The following is a 19,119-nucleotide window of genomic DNA, read 5'->3' on the forward strand; positions in this document are numbered from 1 at the left end:
GTTCAGGATGGTTTCAGGTTGCCCCTGACAGGGTCGTTGATCATCTGACACCCCCTCACAGGAGCAACCTTGACGCCCGTGACAACCACGCAATCCGTCATGAAGAAGCTGCCCGAGGTCACCCTGGCGTTCTGGATCATGAAGATCGCGGCGACGACCCTGGGCGAGACCGCGGGCGACCTGTTCGCCCAGACGCTCAAACTCGGCTACTTCCTCACCACCATCGCCCTCTTCCTGGTCTTCGTGGTGACGCTGGTGGTCCAGCTGCGCTCCGCGCGCTACAACCCGTTCTTCTACTGGACCGTGATCCTGTCGACCTCCATGGCCGGCACCACCATGTCCGACTTCATGAACCGGGACGCCAGCGAGAAGTACCTCGCGAACGGCGCGACACGCCTCGGCTGGGGCCCGCAGGGGCTCGGCCTCGGCTATCCCGAGGGCGCCGCGATCCTGGTCTCGATCCTCTTGCTGATCTTCCTCGGCTGGAAGCTGAGCGGGATGACCTTCCAGATCACCGAGATCGTCACCTTCCGGGGCGAGGCCCTGTTCTGGTCGGCGATCCTCGTCTCCAACACCCTCGGCACCTCGATGGGCGACTTCCTGTCCGACAGCTCGGGCCTGGGCTATCTGGGCGGCGCGTCCCTGGTGACCGGCCTCCTGCTGCTCCTCGTGGCCCTGATGAGGGTCCCGGCGGTGCCGAACGTCCTGCTCTTCTGGATCGCGTTCGTGCTGACCCGCCCGCTGGGCGCCACGGCCGGCGACTTCCTGACCAAGCCGGTCGCCAAGGGCGGTCTGGACCTGGGTACGGCCGGTTCCTCGGCGGTGCTGCTCGCGGTGCTGTTCGGCCTGATGGGGTACGCGCAGGTGAAGGAACGCCGAGCCGCGGGCCACGCCTTCGGGGGCCCCGGGGCGGAGGCGGTCCAGCCCGAGGAGGCCGGGCGCCGATAACGCGAAACCCCGCCTCCGGATCACCGGGGGCGGGGTTCCTGTGGAGCGCCGGGCAGGCCTTGCACCTGCATCTCCCCGCAGGAAGCGGGACGTCTTTCCTTGGACCACCAACGCACTGCGTCCGAGGCGGTTCTCCGTTTCCGGGTTCCGCCCGTTCGCCGTGTGATGATCATAGCGCAGATCGGGGGGATCTTGCCAACTCAGCCGCCGGCCACCGACTCGAACCGCCAGCGGTGCACCGGGCGCGACACCAACTCCTCGGCAGGCTCCGGCAGTTCCGGGATCCCCGCGTCGTACGGCGCGTCCCACCAGGTGATGACCAGGACGCGGTCCTGCGGCGCGCGGAAGGTCTCGCGGCGCAACGGCTCCGGGTCCAGCGGCTGTTCCCGCACCCAGGCCAGCAGTTCCTCGCCCCGGCCCTCGACGGCCCGGGCCTCCCACATCAGCGCCACGGTCACGAGTACAGGTTCTCCTTGCTGACCTCGTGCACATGGTCGTGGTCGCCGGGGACGTGCGGTTCGGTGACCGGCAGCGAGGAGTCGGCCGACAGGTCCCAGCCGGAGGCGGCCCGGCCCCGGGCGACCATCTCGGCGCCGAGCGCCGCCACCATCGCGCCGTTGTCCGTGCACAGCTTGGGGCGCGGGACGCGCAGGCGGATGCCGGCCGCCTCGCAGCGCTCCTGAGCGAGGGCGCGCAGCCGGGAGTTGGCCGCGACACCGCCGCCGATCATCAGGTGGTCGACGCCCTCGTCCTTGCAGGCGCGGACGGCCTTGCGGGTCAGGACGTCCACGACGGCCTCCTGGAAGGAGGCGGCCACGTCACGGACCGGGACCTCCTCGCCGGCCGCGCGCCTGGCCTCGATCCAGCGGGCCACGGCCGTCTTCAGGCCGGAGAAGGAGAAGTCGTAGGCGGGGTCGCGGGGGCCGCTCAGGCCGCGTGGGAAGGCGATCGCCTCCGGGTCGCCCTCGCGCGCGTACCAGTCGATGACGGGGCCGCCCGGGAAGCCCAGGTTGAGCACCCGGGCGATCTTGTCGAAGGCCTCGCCGGCCGCGTCGTCGATGGTCGAGCCCATCGGGCGGACGTCGGCGGTGATGTCCTCCGACAGCAGCAGGGAGGAGTGGCCGCCGGAGACCAGCAGGGCCATCGTCGGCTCGGGCAGCGGGCCGTGCTCCAGCTGGTCGACGCAGATGTGCGAGGCGAGGTGGTTGACGCCGTACAGGGGCTTGCCGAGGGCGTAGGCGTACGCCTTGGCCGCCGAGACACCGACGAGCAGGGCGCCCGCGAGACCGGGACCGGCGGTCACGGCGATGCCGTCCAGGTCCCTGGCGCTCACGCCCGCCTGCTGCAGCGCGCGGTCGATGGTCGGGACCATCGCCTCCAGGTGGGCCCGGGACGCCACCTCCGGCACGACACCGCCGAAGCGGGCGTGCTCGTCCACGCTGGAGGCGACGGCGTCCGCCAGCAGGCTGGTGCCGCGGACGACGCCGACGCCGGTCTCGTCGCAAGAGGTCTCGATGCCGAGGACGAGCGGTTCGTCAGCCATTGATCTCGGTTCCTTGTACTGAAGAAGGGTCGGTCAGGCGCATGACCAGGGCGTCCACGTTGCCCGGCTGGTAGTAGCCGCGTCTGAAGCCGATGGGTTCGAAGCCGTAGCGCTCGTAGAGCTTCTGGGCGCGGACGTTGTCGACCCGGCACTCGAGCATGACCTCGGCGCACTCGAAGGCGGTGGCCGCCCTCAGCAGCTCGGTCAGCAGCCGCCCGCCGAGGCCGGTGCCCTGCAGGCCGCGGGCCACGGCGATGGTCTGGATGTCACCGACCGCGGCGGAGTCGCTGTCCGGTGCGGTACCCGAGGCGGCGAGGCCCGCGTATCCGACGATCCGGTCCTCGTCCTCCGCCACGACGTAGCGCCGGGTCGCCTCGGGACCCCGCGCGTGCGCCAGCTCGGACCAGAACATGCCCCGGGACCAGGCGTCCTCGGGGAACAGGTCCTTCTCCAGCTCCAGGACCGGGTCGATGTCCCACCAGCGCATCTCGCGCAGTCGTACGGTCACTTCGGGGTGACCACCTTGTAGTTCTTGGGCACCTGGGCGTCCGGGCGGCGCAGGTACAGCGGCCGGGGTGCCGGCAGCTCCTCGCCGGCGGCCAGCTTCTCCGCGGCGAGCGAGGCGAGGGCGGCGGCGGAGACGTGCTCGGGCTCGTGGGCGCTCGGGAACGTGTCCGGGTAGAGCAGCGCGCCCGCGCCCACCGCCGGCAGACCCGCGACCTGCTCGGCGATGTCGGCCGGCCGGTCCACGGCCGGGTCGGTCAGCCGGGTGCGGGAGTCGGCGTACGTCGCCCAGTAGACCTCCTTGCGCCGGGCGTCGGTCGCCACGACGAAGGGGCCCTTCTCGATGTCGGCGGCGTAGGCGAGGCCGTCCAGCGTGCACACGCCGTGGACGGGGACGCCGAGCGCCAGACCGAAGGTGTCGGCGGTCATGAGGCCGACGCGCAGGCCGGTGTAGGGGCCGGGGCCGATGCCGACGACGATGCCGGTGACGGCGTCCAGCCTGAGCCCGGCCTCGGCGAGCACACGGTCCACGGCCGGCAGCAGCAGCTCTCCGTGCCGGCGCGCGTCCACCTGACTCGACGAGGCGATGACGTCCGTGCCGTCGTGCAGCGCGACGGTGACGGCGGGTGTTGCGGTATCCAGAGCGAGCAAGAGCACGCGAACAGCCTACGGCGCCCGCGCCGCGTGCACGGCCGTCCGGGGCGGACGGTCACTGACTGCTACGGTCTGTACGAAGTACGACATATCGCATGAGACACAGTGCACGGGACACAGCGCACGCGCAGAGCACGCAAGGCGGAGCGCACGAGGCAGAGGTGAGCGCACGTGGCAGGGACCAGCTCGGCGATCGTGGCCGGCCTCACCGCGGCGGCCCTCGGCGCCGTCGGCCTCCTCGCCTACCAGGCCCAGGCGAACGCACCGGCGAGCCTGAGCGGCAGGCCCGGCCCGAACGCGTCCGTCTCGGTGACCGCCAAGGCACACCGGCACAGCCCGACCGCGGTGCCGGGCGGGTCCGGTACGGGTGAACGGGTCGTGTACTCGGTGGACGACGACCGGGTCTGGCTGGTCGACGGCGGGAACCGGCTGGAGCGCAGTTTCAAGGTCGATCCCGGCACTGTCGACCCTCCGCCGGGCGTGTACTGGGTGACGTCCCGGTCGAGCGCGACGACCGGCACCGACGGTGTGCCCGTCGAGCACGTGGTCCGGTTCACCAGCGTGGACGGGATCGCGATCGGGTTCAGCGCGGCGGTCGCTCCGCGGGCGGCCGCCGGCGATCCGGGCGTGCGGACGGGCGGGATCCGGGAGACGCGGGTCGACGGGGATGCGATGTGGGTGTTCGCGACGATCGGGGTGCGGGTGGTGGTGATTCGTTAGGCCGCGGTGGGGTGCTGTGAGGGGACGTCGTTCGCCTGCGGGTCCGTCGTCACTGGTCGCGCCCGCGCGTCGGCAGCCGCATCCTCAGCGCAGCCGCGCGCCCCTTCGGGGCGTTCCTCAGGGGCCCGGGGTGCACGGGAAACCGCCTTCGCCGCCTCGCACGACGCCAAGAGGTCGCGCATGGACACGGCGGTGGGACCGGACTCGGTCATGGACGCCTCCTGATGTGCGGGGGCGGGCGTGGTTAGGCAGGCCTAACCACGGGCTGGACACCATGTGACCATGCCCGGGACGTCCCGCGCAACATCTTGCCGACGGCTTGTCGGAATACCCGGCGCTCAGGCCGTGAGCGTCTCCAGGTCGGCCTCCGCCCAGCGCTCCCCCAGCCCCGTCAGGGTGACGTGCCGTACCTCGTCCGTGGTGTCTCCGACGGCGCGGTGGATGACGACCTGGAGCCGGTCCTCGGTCAGCTCCTCGACCTTGCCCTCGCCCCACTCCACCACGATCACCGAGTCGGGCAGCGAGACGTCGAGGTCGAGGTCCTCCATCTCGTCCAGGCCGCCGCCGAGCCGGTAGGCGTCCACGTGGACGAGGGGCGGGCCGTCGCCGAGGGAGGGGTGCACCCGGGCGATCACGAAGGTCGGGGAGGTGACCGCGCCACGCACGCCGAGCCCCTCGCCGAGCCCGCGGGTCAGCGTGGTCTTGCCCGCGCCGAGCTCACCGCTGAGCATCACCAGGTCGCCCGCGCGCAACAGCTTGGCCAGCCTGCGGCCCAGCTCGCGCATCTGCTCGGGCGAGGTGATCGTCAGCCGGGTCTCAGCGGGGTCCTGCGGTGCTGCTGGTGCTTCCATAGCCCATAACCGTAGCCCCTGCGGGTACCGCACCCGCTCGGGTGAGCAGGTCGGCGAGGCGGTCGGTGACCACTTCCGGGTGCTCCAGCATCACCAGGTGCCCGGCGTCCGGGACGAGGACCAGCTCGGCCTCGGGCAGCAGGTCGGATATGGCCTCGCTGTGCTCGCTGGGCGTGACCAGGTCCTGCACGCCGGCCAGGACCAGCACCGGCATCTCCCGGAAGCAGGCGAGCGCCTCGGTCTTGTCGTGGTCGCTGAAGGCCGGGTAGAACTCGGCGACCACGTCGATCGGCGTGGACTCGATCATCCGCTCCGCGAACCGCTCGACGGCCGGGTCGACGTCCCGCCCCGCGAACGAGTAGCGCTTGATGATGCCGGCGAACAGGTCGGCGGTGGCCCGGCGCCCCTTCTCCACCAGCTCCGCCTGCTGCCCGAGCGCCTTCAGCACTCCGGGCAGGATCCGGCGCACCGCGTTGACGCCGGCGAGCGGCAGCCCGAAGTTGACCTCGCCGAGACGTCCTGACGAGGTACCGACGAGCGCGGTGGCGACGACCCGGTCCCGGATCAGCTCGGGGAACTGGGCGGCGAGCGCCATGATCGTCATCCCGCCCATCGAGTGACCGACCAGCACGATCGGGCCCTCCGGTACGGCGGCGTCGAGGACGGCCTTCAGATCGCGGCCGAGCTGGTCGATGGTGACCGGCACCCGGTCCCGGGTCTGGGCCACGCCCCGCCCGGAGCGGCCGTGGCTGCGCTGGTCCCAGTGCACGGTGCGCACGACCCCGCGCAGGGCCGCGCGCTGGAAGTGCCAGGAGTCCTGGCTGAGGCAGTAGCCGTGGCAGAAGACGACGGTGACCGGGGCGGGGGCCTTGCGGCCGAACAGCCGGCGCCGGCGCGGGGAGAGGTTCTGGCCAGGGTCGGGATCGGCCTCGTCGACCTCGTAGTACAACTCGGTGCCGTCGTCGGCGATCGCCTTGCCGGGGGTGCCGCGCAGGGTCCCGTAGGGGCCCGCGGAGTCCAGCGCGAGCCGGGCCTTCCTGCGCATCCCGCGCCCCACCGTCATCCGCTCTATGGCGACGCCGGCCGCCGCACCCGCGGCGATCACGCCTATCGCGGCACCGGCGATGCCGGTCGCTTTGCGCCAGCTGCCGACCGCCCCCGCGGCGGAGGCGGCGGCCGCCGAGGCGACGACGTCCGCCACGGCCTCGGCACTGCTCTCGCTCACGTACCGCTCCTCTTCGCCGTACTGCAGTTCGCTGGGTGGGTCCGACGATGGTGCCTGTGCTGCCGCTGTAACAGGTATGACCGGAGTTACACGTGATCCAGGTCGCGCGTCCCGAACGGGCTACCCGAGTCCTTCCCCGCTCACATGGACGCGGTCACATGGACCCGTTCACATAGACGCGCGGAACCCGGGTTCCGATCCGCGTGACGATTTCGTACGCGATCGTGCCGCAGGCCTGCGCCCAGTCCTCGGCGGTGGGCTCACCGCGGTCGCCGGGCCCGAACAGCACGGCCTCGCTGCCCACCTCGGGCTCGTCGCCGCCGAGGTCCACCACGAACTGGTCCATGGCCACCCGGCCGGCGACCGTGCGCCACTTTCCGTCGACCAGCACCGGACCGGTGCCGGAGGCGTGCCGGGGAATGCCGTCCGCGTAACCCACCGGCACCAGGCCGAGGGTGGTCTCGCCGGGCGTGACGTAGTGGTGGCCGTAGCTGATGCCGTGCCCGCCGGGGACGTGCTTGACCAGCGCCAGCGAGGCGCTGAGCGTCATCACCGGGCGCAGCCCGAAGTCGGCCGGGGTGCCCAACTCCGGGCTGGGCGAGATGCCGTACAGGGCGATACCCGCGCGAACCAGGTCGAAGTGGGTCTCGGGCAGGGTGAGGGTGGCCGGCGAGTTGGCGATGTGCCGCACCTCGGGGCGCACACCCTGTTCCTCGGCGTACGCCAGCATCTCCCGGAAGCGGTCGAGCTGGGCGGCGATGGAGGGATGGCCGGGCTCGTCGGCGCAGGCGAAGTGCGACCACAGCCCGGTGACCTTCACCAGCCCCTCGGCCTCGGCGCGCAGGGACTCGGCGACCAGCTCCGCCCAGTCCGCCCCGGGCTGGCAGCCGTTGCGGCCGAGCCCGGTGTCGGCCTTGAGCTGCACGCGTGCGTGCCGGCCGGCCTCCCTGGCGGCCGCGACGGCCTCGCGCAGCGCCCACAGGCCGCTCACCGACACGTCGATGCCGGCCTCGACCGCCTGCCGCCAGGGACCGCCCGGCACCCACAGCCAGCACAGGATGGGGCCCGGCAGTCCGGCCGCGCGCAGCGCGAGGGCCTCCTCGGGCGTGGCCGTGCCGAGCCAGGTCGCGCCCGCCGCGAGGGCCTCGCGGGCGCACGGCAGCGCCCCGTGGCCGTAGCCGTCGGACTTGACCACGGCCATCAGGGCCGCGCCCGGCGTCCGGGCACGCAGGGCGCGCACATTGGCCCGCAGGGCGCCCAGGTCGATCTCGGCGCGGGCGCGCAGGGGGGCGGTCGGCACAGTCGCAGTCTCACTCATCGCGCCCCCAGTGTCTCAGAGGGCCGTGAGGGCCCCGGTCGCAGTCTCAGTAACCTCAGGTACCCGGTCGCTTCCCCCATACGTAGACGTGGTCGCCCTTCTTCAGCACGTCCCACAGTCTGCGGGCGTCGCCGAGCGTCAGGTTCACGCAGCCGTAGGAGCCGACGGTGGTGTAGATGCTGCCGTAGACGGCGTGGAAGGCCTCGCCGCCGTCGAAGAACTGGGCATACGGCATGGGCTGGTTGTACAGGGTCGACCAGTGGTTCTTGTGCCGCCAGTAGATGGTGTGCCAGCCCTTGCGCGTGACGTGCCCCGTGCGCCCGCTGCGCATGGGCACGGGCCCGAACACCACCTTGGAGCCCTTCTGCACCCAGGTGAGCTGACGGTCCAGATCGACACAGGCGACCTTGTACGACCGGACCGGGCACTTCTTGGCGGCGTTCGGGTTCTTCTTCGCCGAGACGAGCATCATGGTCGACCAGGTGACGGGCCCGGCGAAGCCGATGGCGGGCTTGATCTTGTACTTGAGCTGGAAGGCGCGGATGGCCTTGCAGTCGGCGGTGGACTGCTTCCCGTCGACCTTCAGCTTCAGCCACCCCTCCACCTGCCGCTGATAGGGCCCGGCCTGCTTGCTGCACGTCGCCTTGGCGATGGCGTCGGCGAGCGGCACGTACTCGATGAGGTCGTACGTCCCCGGCGCCGCGGCCTTCGGTTCCACGGCGTCCTCTTGGGCGGTGGGCGTGTACACCTTCGGCGGCAACGCCTGGTCGGGCGTGTCGATCTGCCAGGACTGGCCGGGCGCGGGGGCGACACCGGGGACCAGCTCGGAGGCGGGGGCAGGGGCGGGGGGTACGGGAGCGCCGACCGCGGGAGCAGTGGCCGCGGGAGCGCCGGCCGTCGAGGCGGCCATGGCGGTGCCGGCCGCCGGGAGGGCCGTCGCGGTGGCGAGCAACACCGCGACGCCTCTGGACGCGATTCGTCTGCTGATCATGCGATCAGCCAAGCGCGGGGCTCCGCCGGATCAGCGGCGCCGCGCGGGAGGATCACCCGGGGGATGGACCTGGGTACGTCGGTCGTCGTCGGGGCGCGGGGGCGTGGGGCTGGTCGCGCCCCCGTCGGCTACCGCGCGTGCACGTCCCTCCAGGCGGCCGGAATCCGTTCGGCCACGTCATGCGCCCCCACCGGCGCCCCGTTCGCCGCGAACCTCCCCGCCAGGCCGTGCAGGTACGCCGCCGCACTCCCCGCGTCCAGCGCGGACAGGCCCGCCGCCAGCAGCGACCCGGCGAGACCCGACAACACGTCACCGCTGCCCGCCGTGGCCAGCCAGGAGGTCCCCGTGGCGTTCACCCGCGCGGCCCCGCCCCCGGCGTCGGCGACCAGGGTCGTGGAGCCCTTCAACAGCACCGTCGCCCGGTACACCGCCGCCAGCTCCCGTACCGCGGCCAAGCGGGCCCCCTCGACCTGCTCCCGCCGTACCCCGAGCAGCGCGGCCGCCTCCCCGGCATGGGGCGTCATCAGTGTCGGTGCCGTACGCCCGCGCACCGCGTCCCGTTCGGCCAGCCGCAGCCCGTCCGCGTCGAGCAGCACCGGCACGTCCGCCCCGAGCACCTCGGCCACGGTCGCCGCGTCCTCCCCGGCGCCGGGCCCGACCACCCAGGCCTGCACCCGCCCCGCCTTCGCCGGCCCCAGGTCCGACACCAGCGTCTCCGGGAAGCGGGCGATGACCGCCGCCCCCGCGGGCCCGACGTACCGCACGGCCCCCGCCCCGCCCCGCAGCGCCCCGGAGACGGCGAGCACGGCGGCGCCGGGATAGCGCGCGGACCCGGCGGCGATCCCGACGACCCCGCGCCGGTACTTGTCGCTCTCCGCGCCGGGCACCGGCAACAGCCGTGCCACGTCGGCGTGTTGCAGGGCATGGAGTTCGGGCCCGGCGGGCAGGTCGAGACCGATGTCGACGAGCCGCACCACCCCGGCGTACTCCCGCGCGGGATCGATCAGCAGGCCCGGCTTGTAGGTTCCGAAGGTCACCGTCAGATCGGCCCGGATCGCGGCCCCCCGCACCTCCCCGGTGTCCGCCTCGACCCCGCTGGGCAGGTCCACGGCCACCACGGCGGCGCGGGACCGCTCGGCGAGCCGGGCCAGGGCCTCGGCCTCGGGCCGCAGCCCGCCCTTGCCACCGATCCCGACGATCCCGTCCACGACGAGGTCGGCCCGCCCGATCAGCCCGTCGGCGGACTCGGCCGCGGCGACCGCGCCTCCCGCCCGCCGCAGCGCGGCGAGCCCGCCCGCGTGCGCCCGCTCGGGCGTCAGGAGGACGGCCGTGACCCCGGCTCCGCGCCGGGCCAGCCGCGCCCCGGCGTACAGGGCGTCCCCGCCGTTGTCGCCACTGCCGACGAGCAGCACCACCCGGCTGCCGTACACCCGCCCGAGCAACTCGGCGCAGGCGGCGGCCAGCCCCGCGGCGGCCCGCTGCATCAGCGCACCCTCCGGCAGCCGCGCCATCAGTGCCCGTTCGGCCGCCCTCACCGTCTCCACGCTGTACGCACTACGCATGGCACCGAGTCTGCCCCGCAACCGCCACCGCCCACACCCGGGGCTCACCCCTCGGCCACCACCACGGCCGAGGCGACGCCCGCGTCATGACTGAGCGACACGTGCCAGGACCGCACGCCCAGCTCCGCGGCCCGCGCGGCCACGGTGCCCGTCACCCGCAGCTGGGGCTGCCCGCTGTCCTCGACGTACACCTCGGCATCGGTCCAGTGCAGCCCGGGCGGCGCCCCCAGCGCCTTCGCCAGCGCCTCCTTGGCGGCGAACCGGGCCGCGAGCGAGGCGACCCCGCGCCGCTCCCCGCTGGGCAGCAGCAGTTCCCGCGCCACGAACAGCCGGTCGGCCAGCCCGGGCGTCCGCTCCAGGGACGCACGAAACCGGTCGATCTCGGCGACGTCGATCCCCACTCCGATGATGCTCATGCCGGGCAGCCTACGGTCCGCGGACCCGCACCCGGCGGCACCCGCCCACCTGCCGAAACCCGACTGCCGGTCAGGGCCCCCGCCGTCTAGGCTCCGTTCATGACGTCCCAGGCCTATCTCTCCGAACTCTTCTCGCTGGACGGCCGTGTCGCCGTGGTGACCGGAGGCAGTTCCGGCATCGGCCGGGCCATCGCCGGGGCGCTGGCGCGGGCCGGCGCCGGCGTGGTGCTCGTGGCCCGCACCAAGGAGCAACTGGAGGAGACCGTCGGCGAGTTGACGGCCGACGGCTGCCGGGCCGGCTGGGTCGCGGCCGACCTGGGCACGCGCGACGGTGTGCGGGCGGCGGCCGAGGAGGCGGCCGGTGTCTTCGGTGAGCCGAACATCCTCGTCAACTCCGCCGGGATCAACCTGCGGCCGCCGATGGGCGAACTGGGCGAGGACGTGTGGGACACCACCATGGCCGTGAACCTTCAGGCGCCCTTCCTGCTGGGGCAGCGGTTCGGGCCCGGCATGGCGGAGCGCGGCTTCGGCCGGATCATCCACATCACCTCCCAGCAGGCCCACCGCGCCTTCGTGCAGAGCGGGGCGTACGGCGTCTCGAAGGGCGCGCTGGAGTCACTGGCCCGCTCGCAGGCCGAGGCCTGGTCGCCGTACGGCGTCACCGTCAACACCCTGGTGCCGGGGTTCGTGATGACGCCGCTCAACCGGCGGCTGTCGTCCGACCCCGAGAAGGTGGCCGCCCTGGCCGCCCGCACGATGACCGGCCGCAACGGCCTGGCCAAGGACTTCGAAGGCGCGGCCGTCTTCCTCGCGAGCCGCGCCTCCGCCTATGTCACCGGCCAGTCGATCTTCGTGGACGGCGGCTTCTCGGTGCACTGAGCGCCCCGCAGGGGCGCGGGGAACTGCGCGACCAGCCCCATCGGACCCGCAGCCGGCAAACAACCGCACCCGGCAGACGAGTAGCTACTCCACGGTGACCGACTTCGCCAGATTCCGAGGCTGATCCACCTCGTTCCCCCGGGCGGTGGCCAACTCGCAGGCGAAGACCTGGAGCGGCACCGTCGCCACCAGCGGCTGCAGCAGGGTCGGGGTGGCCGGGACGCGGATCAGGTGGTCGGCGTACGGGACCACCGCCTCGTCGCCCTCCTCCGCGATCACGATCGTGCGCGCCCCGCGGGCCCGGATCTCCTGGATGTTGGAGACGATCTTGTCGTGCAGGACGGAGCGGCCGCGCGGGGACGGGACGACGACCACGACCGGCACGTCCTCCTCGATCAGCGCGATCGGACCGTGCTTCAGCTCGCCCGCCGCGAAGCCCTCGGCGTGCATGTAGGCCAGCTCCTTGAGCTTCAGGGCGCCTTCGAGGGCGACGGGGTAGCCCACGTGCCGGCCCAGGAACAGCACCGTGTTCTTCGCCGCCAGGCTCCGGGCCAGCTCGCGCACCGGCTCCATCGTCTCCAGGACCTGCTCGACCTCGACCGAGATGCGGGACAGGTCCTTGATCACGGCCTGGATCTCGTCGCCCCACTTGGTGCCGCGCACCTGGCCCAGGTACAGCGCCACCAGGTAGCAGGCCACCAGCTGGGTCAGGAACGCCTTGGTGGAGGCCACGGCGACCTCGGGCCCGGCGTGCGTGTACAGCACCGCGTCCGACTCGCGCGGGATCGTCGAGCCGTTGGTGTTGCAGATCGCCAGCACCTTGGAGCCCTGCTCGCGGGCGTGCCGCAGCGCCATCAGGGTGTCCATGGTCTCGCCGGACTGGGAGATGGCGATGACCAGGGAGCGGCCGTCCAGGATCGGGTCCCGGTAGCGGAACTCGCTGGCCAGCTCCACCTCGCACGGGATGCGCGTCCAGTGCTCGATGGCGTACTTGGCGATCAGGCCGGCGTGGAAGGCCGTACCGCACGCGACGATGACGACCTTGTCGATCTCGCGCAGCTCGGAGGGCGAGATGCGGACCTCGTCCAGCGTCAGCGAACCCGACGGGTCGATGCGGCCCAGCAGCGTGTCGGCGACCGCCTTGGGCTGCTCGGCGATCTCCTTGAGCATGAAATAGTCATAACCCCCCTTTTCCGCGGCGGAGGCGTCCCAGTCCACGTGGTAACTGCGGACCTCGGCCGGGCGGCCGTCGAAGCCCGTCACCGTCACTCCGTCGCGGCGCAGCTCCACCACCTGGTCCTGGCCCAGCTCGATCGCCGACCGCGTGTGGGCGATGAACGCGGCCACGTCCGAGGCCAGGAACGCCTCACCCTCTCCAACGCCGACCACCAGCGGCGAGTTCCGCCGCGCGCCGACGACCACGTCCGGCTCGTCGGCGTGCACCGCGACCAGCGTGAACGCGCCCTCCAGCCGCCGGCAGACCAGCCGCATGGCCTCCGCGAGGTCCGCGCACGCGGAGAACTCCTCGGCCAGCAGGTGGGCGACGACCTCGGTGTCCGTCTCGGAGGTCAGTTCGTGGCCGCGCTCGGCGAGTTCGGCCCGCAGGACCGCGAAGTTCTCGATGATGCCGTTGTGGACGACGCCGACCCGGCCCGCGTTGTCGAGATGCGGGTGGGCGTTGGCGTCCGTGGGGCCGCCGTGCGTGGCCCAGCGGGTGTGGCCGATGGCCGTCGGGCCCGCCGGCAGCGGCCGTTCGGCCAGCTCCTTCTCCAGATTGACCAGTTTCCCGGCCCTCTTCGCCGCGGCCAGCCCGCCGTCGGCCAGCACGGCGACGCCCGCCGAGTCGTAACCCCGGTACTCCAGCCGCTTCAGCCCGGCCATCACGACCTCGAGCGCCGACTGTGACCCTACGTATCCAACGATTCCGCACATGAGTCGCAGCCTACGACCCGTGAACGGACGGAACTGGCCTCCGCCTGCCCGAAATCGGAAATTCCCACCGTCGTACGAGGGCCGTCCGGTGGCCGAAGGCGTGACGGAGCCCACCCGCCGTCGTGTTCAAACTCCGTTAACAATGGACTGTGATCTCACCGGTCTCCTCGATGCCCCGGAGCGCCCACCGGCACAGGCCGGAGGCGACTCCCTACGTCGACCTCACCCGCGCCGAGTGGAGCGCGCTGCGCGACAAGACGCCGCTGCCGCTCACCGCCGAGGAGGTGGAGAAGCTGCGCGGTCTGGGCGATGTGATCGACCTGGACGAGGTGCGGGACATCTACCTCCCGCTCTCCCGGCTCCTCAATCTCTACGTCGGCGCCACGGACGGTCTCAGAGGCGCGCTGAACACCTTCCTCGGCGAGCAGGGCTCCCAGTCCGGCACCCCGTTCGTCATAGGCGTCGCCGGCTCGGTGGCCGTGGGAAAGTCCACGGTCGCCCGCCTCCTGCAGGCACTGCTCTCCCGCTGGCCCGAGCACCCGCGGGTGGAGCTGGTGACGACGGACGGTTTCCTGCTGCCCACCAAGGAGCTCCAGGCGCGCGGCCTGATGTCACGGAAGGGTTTCCCCGAGTCCTACGACCGCCGGGCCCTGACCCGTTTCGTCGCCGACGTCAAGGCGGGCAAGGGCGAGGTCACGGCCCCCGTCTACTCCCACCTCATCTACGACATCGTCCGGGACCAGAAGCTCACGGTCCGCCGCCCCGACATCCTGATCGTCGAGGGCCTGAACGTCCTGCAGCCCGCCCTGCCCGGCAAGGACGGCCGCACCCGGGTCGGTCTCGCCGACTACTTCGACTTCAGCGTGTACGTCGACGCGAGCGCCGAGGACATCGAGCGCTGGTACCTCAGCCGCTTCCAGAAGCTGCGCCAGACCGCCTTCCAGGACCCGGACTCGTACTTCCGCAAGTACACCCAGGTCTCCGAGGACGAGGCCCTCGACTACGCCCGCACCCTGTGGCGGACGATCAACAAGCCCAACCTGGTCGAGAACATCGCCCCCACCCGCGGCCGGGCCACCCTGGTGGTCCGCAAGGGCCCGGACCACAAGGTCCAGCGGCTGAGACTGCGCAAGCTCTAGACAGGGGCCGCCCCGAAGACCGCAGGCCGCTCACGCCGCCGGCCCGGAAGTGGCTGCGGACCAGACAGCGTGAGCGTACGGCGGAGGCGGGCGGTCTCTAGAAGACTCTTTCGCAGTTGGTGACCGTGTCGCCGGTGTCGCGGAACGCCGTGTCCGCGCTACCCCCGCCGCAGTCCACGTTGTCGCCGGGGGCGTTGTCCTGCACACCGATCGTGTCGTTGCCGCTGCCGGTGGTCACCTTGTCGATGCCCGTACCGGCGTCGACGGTGGTGTTGATCGGAGCCGTGGAACCGTCGAAGGTGTCGTTGCCGTCGCCCAGCTGGACGGCGAGGCTGGTGACAGCGCCGCAGTCGGCGGTGTTGGGGGACAGCCGAGTGCAGCCCGGGCCGACCGCGATGCCCGTGGTGTCGGTGAGGATCAGATGGGTGCCGGAAACGGTGGCCGTGACCTGGTTCGCCACGCCGGCGCGCGCCTGGAGCACGGCGAGGCTGCCGAAGAGGCGGAACGCCGTGGAGCCCGGTGCCTGGGCGGCGGCCGGAGTGGCGACCGAGGTGACGACCAGACCCGCCACCAGGGCCGGACCGACCACTCGCTTCAAGGTACTGCTCACGATCTTCATGCTGCGTTTTCTCACTTCCGTCGAGGGGGGCGCGCCACACGGGGCGGCCTCGACGGAAGGGATACCGACAGCGATCGATTACGCATCCTCTATTGCGTTCATAGGGTGACTCACGTCGCACGAAAGGACGCACACGTGTGGGACGTCCGGGCGGGAAGCGCTTCCGGCCCGGCCGGATCCCGCAGGACTACCCCAGCGCCGACTTCACCGCGTCGGCCAGCCGGCCGGCCACGGACCGCGCCTGGTCGATGTCGGCCGCCTCGACCATCACCCGCACCAAGGGCTCGGTGCCGGACGGCCGGAGCAGCACCCGCCCCGTCTCCCCCAGCTCCCGCTCCGCCTCGGCGACGGCGGCCGCGAGTTCGGCCGAGGTCTTGACCCGGGACTTGTCCACGTCCGGCACGTTGATGAGGACCTGCGGCAGCCGCTCCATCACCGACGCCAGTTCACGCAGGCTGCGCCCGGTCTCCGCGACCCGTGCCGCCAGCAGCAGCCCGGTCAGCGTGCCGTCACCGGTGGTCGCGTGGTCGAGGACGATGACGTGCCCGGACTGCTCGCCGCCGAGGGCGTACCCGTGCTCCTTCATCTCCTCCAGCACATACCGGTCGCCGACGGCGGTCTGCACCAGGTGGATCCCGGCCTTCTCCATCGCCAGCTTGAAGCCCAGGTTGGACATCACGGTGGCGACGACGGTGTCGGCCCGCAGCGCGGAGTGCTCCCGCATGGCCAGCGCCAGCACGGCGAGGATCTGGTCGCCGTCGACCTCCTCGCCGGTGTGGTCCACGGCCAGGCACCGGTCGGCGTCGCCGTCGTGCGCGATGCCGAAGTCGGCGCGGTGCTCGAGCACCGCGGCCTTGAGCAGGCCCAAGTGGGTCGAGCCGCAGCCGTCGTTGATGTTCAGGCCGTCCGGCGCGGCGCCGATCGTGACGACCTCGGCGCCGGCCCGCGCGAACGCCTCCGGCGAGACCCCCGAGGCCGCGCCGTGCGCTTCGTCCAGGACGATCTTCAGTCCGTCGAGCCGGTTAGGGAGGACGGACAGCAGGTGGCCGACATACTGCTCGAAGCCCTCGTCGTACGACCGCACGCGGCCCACGCCCGCACCCGTCGGCCGCTGCCACGGCTCGCCGTGCCGGTGGGACTCGTACACCGCCTCGATCCGGTCCTCCAGCTCGTCGGCGAGCTTGTGGCCGCCGCGGGCGAAGAACTTGATGCCGTTGTCCGGCATCGCGTTGTGGCTGGCGGAGAGCATCACGCCCAGGTCGGCGCCGAGCGCGCCGGTGAGATACGCCACGGCGGGCGTCGGCAGCACGCCGACGCTCAGTACGTCCACGCCGGCGCTGGCCAGGCCCGCGACCACCGCCGCCTGAAGGAACTCCCCGGACGCCCGCGGGTCCCGACCGACCACCGCCGTCGGCTTGTGGCCCTCGAAGGTGCCCGCCTCGGCCAGCACGTGGGCCGCCGCAACGGACAGACCGAGCGCCATCTCGGCCGTCAGGTCCGCGTTGGCGACACCGCGCACGCCGTCCGTGCCGAAGAGTCGTCCCACTTGTCCTCCATCCGATCGCACAAGCCTTTGAGCACCTGAGCGTCTTGTGTCGTTATACGCCCTCGACTGGGATAAACGAACGCCCCGACGGCACATGTGGCGTGCCGCCGGGGCGTTCGGAGTACGAGCAGGCGACGCTTAGCGCTTGCTGTACTGCGGAGCCTTGCGGGCCTTCTTCAGACCGGCCTTCTTGCGCTCGACCGCACGGTCGTCGCGCTTGAGGAAGCCGGCCTTCTTCAGCGGGCCGCGGTTGTTGTCGACGTCGGCCTCGTTCAGGGCACGGGCGACACCGAGGCGCAGAGCACCGGCCTGACCGGAGACACCGCCACCCGCGATGCGGGCGATGACGTCGTAACGGCCGTCGAGCTCGAGCACCTTGAAGGGCTCGTTGACTTCCTGCTGGTGCACCTTGTTCGGGAAGTAGTCCTCGAGGGTGCGACCGTTGATCTTCCACTTGCCGGTGCCCGGAACGATCCGGACGCGGGCGATGGCGTTCTTGCGGCGGCCCAGGCCGGCGGCCGGCTGGGGCTCGCCGAAGCGGGAGGCCAGGGACTCCGAGGTGTACTCGCCCTCGACGGGGACCTCGGACTCGGTGGTGTAGCTCTCGATGTCGATCTCTTCGATCGGCTGCTCGGCAGTGGTCTCGGCCACGATTCTCCTCAGATTCTCTTCGGTCTTAGGGGTGGCCGGACTTACTGCGCGACCTGGGTGATCTCGAACGGCACCGGCTGCTGGGCAGCGTGCGGGTGCTGGTCGCCCGAGTAGACCTTCAGCTTCGTGAGCATCTGACGGCCCAGGGTGTTCTTGGGGAGCATGCCCTTGACGGCCTTCTCGACGGCCTTCTCGGGGTTCTTGGCAAGCAGCTCGTCGTAACGGACGGAGCGCAGACCACCCGGGTAGCCGGAGTGGCGGTACGCCATCTTCTGGGTCCGCTTGTTGCCGGAGAGGTGCACCTTGTCGGCGTTGATGATGATGACGAAGTCACCAGCGTCGACGTGCGGCGCGTAGATCGGCTTGTGCTTGCCCCGGAGGAGGGTCGCTGCAGTGGTGGCGAGACGGCCCAGGACAACGTCCTGAGCGTCGATGACGTGCCACTGGCGCGTCACATCGCCGGGCTTGGGGCTGTACGTACGCACGGTTCGTAGCCTTCGCTTCGAGTGAATGGTCCTGAACAGGTCACCGAAACGATCACGACAGCCTGGACCGCACGGCGGCGACGCATACCGCGTACGTGGGGTCGCTGGTCATCGGCCCGGTGGACCGGTGTAAGGGCCCGTCCCGTGAGAATGAGCAAGCCAATACACAACGAACAAGCAGAATACCGGGGTCGTCGGTGAGGGTCAAAACGAGCGCGCAGCGTGCCGACCGTCGCCCCCCGTCTAAGATGCGCCCCATGAGTTACGGGCAGGGGGGACCCCAGTCTCAGTGGGATCCCTGGAAACCGCATTCCCAGCAGCAGTCCTGGAACACCGGCGGTGATGACGGAACCCCGGACTGGGCGGCGCTCGCCGAGGCCTCGGAGAGCCGCAACAAGCGCCGCAAGCTGCTCTTCGTCGGCGTCGGCGCGGTCGCCACGGTCGTGGTCGGCACGGCCGTCGCCATGGCCGTCGTCTCCGCGAACAGCGGCAACGACGCCCACGGCGCGCCCACCAACCTGCCCGCGAGCGCCTCGGTGCCCAGCGGCTCGGCCACGCCGTCCTTCGCGCCCACCAGCGCCCCGCCACCGCTGGACCCCAAGGACTTCATATCCAGCGCCAAGAAGGACACCGCGCCGCTCAGCGCCGACACCCTCTTCCCGGGCACCCAGCTCACCATGGGCGACACCGTGTACAAGAAGGGCGCCACGGCCGACACCACGAACTGCGCCTCGGCCGCCGGCGGCAACCTGCCGAAGATCCTCACCGCGGACGGCTGCACCCGCCTGATCCGCGCGACCTACACCAACGGCGGCGTCGCGGTCACCGTCGGCGTCGCCGTCTTCGACGACCAGGCGCAGGCCACGAAGGTCAGGAAGCAGGCCGCCAAGAAGGCCGTGGTGCGCTCCCTGCCCGGCAAGGGCGTCAAGAACTTCTGCAACGCCGCGATCTGCCTGACGACGACGAACGCCGTCGGCCGCTACGCCTACTTCACCACCGGCGGCTTCCTCAACGGCAAGAACGTCACCAACAAGGACACCAAGGTCTTCTCCGCCGGCAACGACCTGCAGCAGTTCATCTTCAACCAGATCTACCGCCGCGGCCAGGCCCAGGCCTCCGCAGCGGCGAACCGGTAG

At 71.6% G+C, this 19,119-nt stretch carries 20 protein-coding genes and 1 tRNA gene; 5 read left to right on the top strand and 16 right to left on the bottom strand.

All coding sequences use genetic code 11. The features are described from left to right. The first annotated feature begins 78 nt into the window (after positions 1-78). Positions 79-948, top strand: a complete 870-nt coding sequence (locus LMU33_RS16770; protein WP_228621195.1) for a COG4705 family protein — start codon at positions 79-81, stop codon at positions 946-948. Positions 949-989: 41 nt separating this feature from the next. Here the strand turns inward: LMU33_RS16770 and LMU33_RS16775 are convergent. The 5 genes from LMU33_RS16775 to tsaB form a co-directional block, all read right to left on the bottom strand. Beyond that, positions 990-1,062: transfer RNA gene (locus LMU33_RS16775), tRNA-Arg, on the bottom strand. An 86-nt stretch (positions 1,063-1,148) separates the two neighbouring features. Continuing rightward, positions 1,149-1,406, bottom strand: a complete 258-nt coding sequence (locus LMU33_RS16780) for a hypothetical protein (protein WP_228621196.1) — start codon at positions 1,404-1,406, stop codon at positions 1,149-1,151. Next, positions 1,403-2,491 carry a tRNA (adenosine(37)-N6)-threonylcarbamoyltransferase complex transferase subunit TsaD gene (gene tsaD, locus LMU33_RS16785; RefSeq protein WP_228621197.1) on the bottom strand — a complete coding sequence of 363 codons (1,089 nt, stop codon included), beginning with the start codon at positions 2,489-2,491 and terminating at the stop codon, positions 1,403-1,405. The genes LMU33_RS16780 and tsaD overlap by 4 nt, the downstream gene beginning before the upstream one ends. Then, positions 2,484-2,978: a ribosomal protein S18-alanine N-acetyltransferase gene (rimI, locus tag LMU33_RS16790; RefSeq protein ID WP_228621308.1), complete on the bottom strand. Its 495-nt coding sequence runs from the start codon at positions 2,976-2,978 to the stop codon at positions 2,484-2,486. Before rimI ends, tsaD begins: the two co-directional genes overlap by 8 nt. Before the next feature lie 17 nt (positions 2,979-2,995). Further along, positions 2,996-3,652: a tRNA (adenosine(37)-N6)-threonylcarbamoyltransferase complex dimerization subunit type 1 TsaB gene (tsaB, locus tag LMU33_RS16795; protein ID WP_228621198.1), complete on the bottom strand. Its 657-nt coding sequence runs from the start codon at positions 3,650-3,652 to the stop codon at positions 2,996-2,998. Positions 3,653-3,820: 168 nt separating this feature from the next. On the opposite strand from tsaB, the gene LMU33_RS16800 reads away from it, so the two are divergent. Further along, complete coding sequence (locus tag LMU33_RS16800) at positions 3,821-4,369, top strand: hypothetical protein (RefSeq protein WP_228621199.1); 549 nt, start codon at positions 3,821-3,823, stop codon at positions 4,367-4,369. A gap of 338 nt (positions 4,370-4,707) precedes the next feature. On the opposite strand, the gene tsaE is transcribed toward LMU33_RS16800, so the two are convergent. The 6 genes from tsaE to LMU33_RS16830 form a co-directional block, all read right to left on the bottom strand. Continuing rightward, positions 4,708-5,220: a tRNA (adenosine(37)-N6)-threonylcarbamoyltransferase complex ATPase subunit type 1 TsaE gene (gene tsaE, locus LMU33_RS16805; protein WP_228621200.1), complete on the bottom strand. Its 513-nt coding sequence runs from the start codon at positions 5,218-5,220 to the stop codon at positions 4,708-4,710. After that, the gene (locus LMU33_RS16810) at positions 5,186-6,445 is read right to left on the bottom strand and encodes an alpha/beta fold hydrolase (protein ID WP_228621201.1); all 1,260 of its coding nucleotides are present in this window, start codon (positions 6,443-6,445) and stop codon (positions 5,186-5,188) included. The genes tsaE and LMU33_RS16810 overlap by 35 nt, the downstream gene beginning before the upstream one ends. 154 nt (positions 6,446-6,599) lie before the next feature. Beyond that, positions 6,600-7,763, bottom strand: a complete 1,164-nt coding sequence (gene alr / locus LMU33_RS16815; RefSeq protein ID WP_228621202.1) for an alanine racemase — start codon at positions 7,761-7,763, stop codon at positions 6,600-6,602. 55 nt (positions 7,764-7,818) lie between these two features. Continuing rightward, a complete protein-coding gene (locus LMU33_RS16820) occupies positions 7,819-8,754 on the bottom strand; it encodes a L,D-transpeptidase (protein WP_228621203.1) in 936 nt (311 codons plus the stop codon). A gap of 128 nt (positions 8,755-8,882) precedes the next feature. Next, on the bottom strand, positions 8,883-10,316 hold the full coding sequence (locus LMU33_RS16825) for an NAD(P)H-hydrate dehydratase (RefSeq protein WP_228621204.1): 1,434 nt from the start codon (positions 10,314-10,316) through the stop codon (positions 8,883-8,885). 44 nt (positions 10,317-10,360) lie between these two features. After that, positions 10,361-10,732, bottom strand: coding sequence for a holo-ACP synthase (locus tag LMU33_RS16830; RefSeq protein ID WP_228621205.1), 372 nt, complete (start codon positions 10,730-10,732; stop codon positions 10,361-10,363). Between the two features lie 99 nt (positions 10,733-10,831). On the opposite strand from LMU33_RS16830, the gene LMU33_RS16835 reads away from it, so the two are divergent. Further along, the gene (locus LMU33_RS16835) at positions 10,832-11,611 is read left to right on the top strand and encodes an SDR family NAD(P)-dependent oxidoreductase (protein WP_228621206.1); all 780 of its coding nucleotides are present in this window, start codon (positions 10,832-10,834) and stop codon (positions 11,609-11,611) included. A gap of 84 nt (positions 11,612-11,695) precedes the next feature. Here LMU33_RS16835 and glmS read toward each other — a convergent pair whose 3' ends face one another. Continuing rightward, positions 11,696-13,543, bottom strand: coding sequence for a glutamine--fructose-6-phosphate transaminase (isomerizing) (gene glmS / locus LMU33_RS16840; RefSeq protein ID WP_228621207.1), 1,848 nt, complete (start codon positions 13,541-13,543; stop codon positions 11,696-11,698). A gap of 170 nt (positions 13,544-13,713) precedes the next feature. Here glmS and coaA point away from each other — a divergent pair, with 170 nt between their 5' ends. Further along, a complete protein-coding gene (gene coaA / locus LMU33_RS16845) occupies positions 13,714-14,682 on the top strand; it encodes a type I pantothenate kinase (RefSeq protein ID WP_228621309.1) in 969 nt (322 codons plus the stop codon). A gap of 97 nt (positions 14,683-14,779) precedes the next feature. On the opposite strand, the gene LMU33_RS16850 is transcribed toward coaA, so the two are convergent. The 4 genes from LMU33_RS16850 to rplM form a co-directional block, all read right to left on the bottom strand. Continuing rightward, positions 14,780-15,292 carry a hypothetical protein gene (locus LMU33_RS16850; protein ID WP_228621208.1) on the bottom strand — a complete coding sequence of 171 codons (513 nt, stop codon included), beginning with the start codon at positions 15,290-15,292 and terminating at the stop codon, positions 14,780-14,782. A gap of 196 nt (positions 15,293-15,488) precedes the next feature. Then, positions 15,489-16,847, bottom strand: coding sequence for a phosphoglucosamine mutase (gene glmM / locus LMU33_RS16855; protein WP_228621209.1), 1,359 nt, complete (start codon positions 16,845-16,847; stop codon positions 15,489-15,491). Between the two features lie 138 nt (positions 16,848-16,985). Continuing rightward, positions 16,986-17,498, bottom strand: a complete 513-nt coding sequence (gene rpsI, locus LMU33_RS16860; RefSeq protein WP_228621210.1) for a 30S ribosomal protein S9 — start codon at positions 17,496-17,498, stop codon at positions 16,986-16,988. A gap of 41 nt (positions 17,499-17,539) precedes the next feature. Further along, complete coding sequence (gene rplM, locus LMU33_RS16865; protein WP_228621211.1) at positions 17,540-17,983, bottom strand: 50S ribosomal protein L13; 444 nt, start codon at positions 17,981-17,983, stop codon at positions 17,540-17,542. Positions 17,984-18,240: 257 nt separating this feature from the next. Between rplM and LMU33_RS16870 the strand changes: the two genes are divergently transcribed. Continuing rightward, positions 18,241-19,119, top strand: a complete 879-nt coding sequence (locus LMU33_RS16870) for a hypothetical protein (protein ID WP_228621212.1) — start codon at positions 18,241-18,243, stop codon at positions 19,117-19,119.

It is taken from the genome of Streptomyces barringtoniae, from assembly GCF_020819595.1.
Taxonomy (GTDB): domain Bacteria; phylum Actinomycetota; class Actinomycetes; order Streptomycetales; family Streptomycetaceae; genus Streptomyces; species Streptomyces barringtoniae.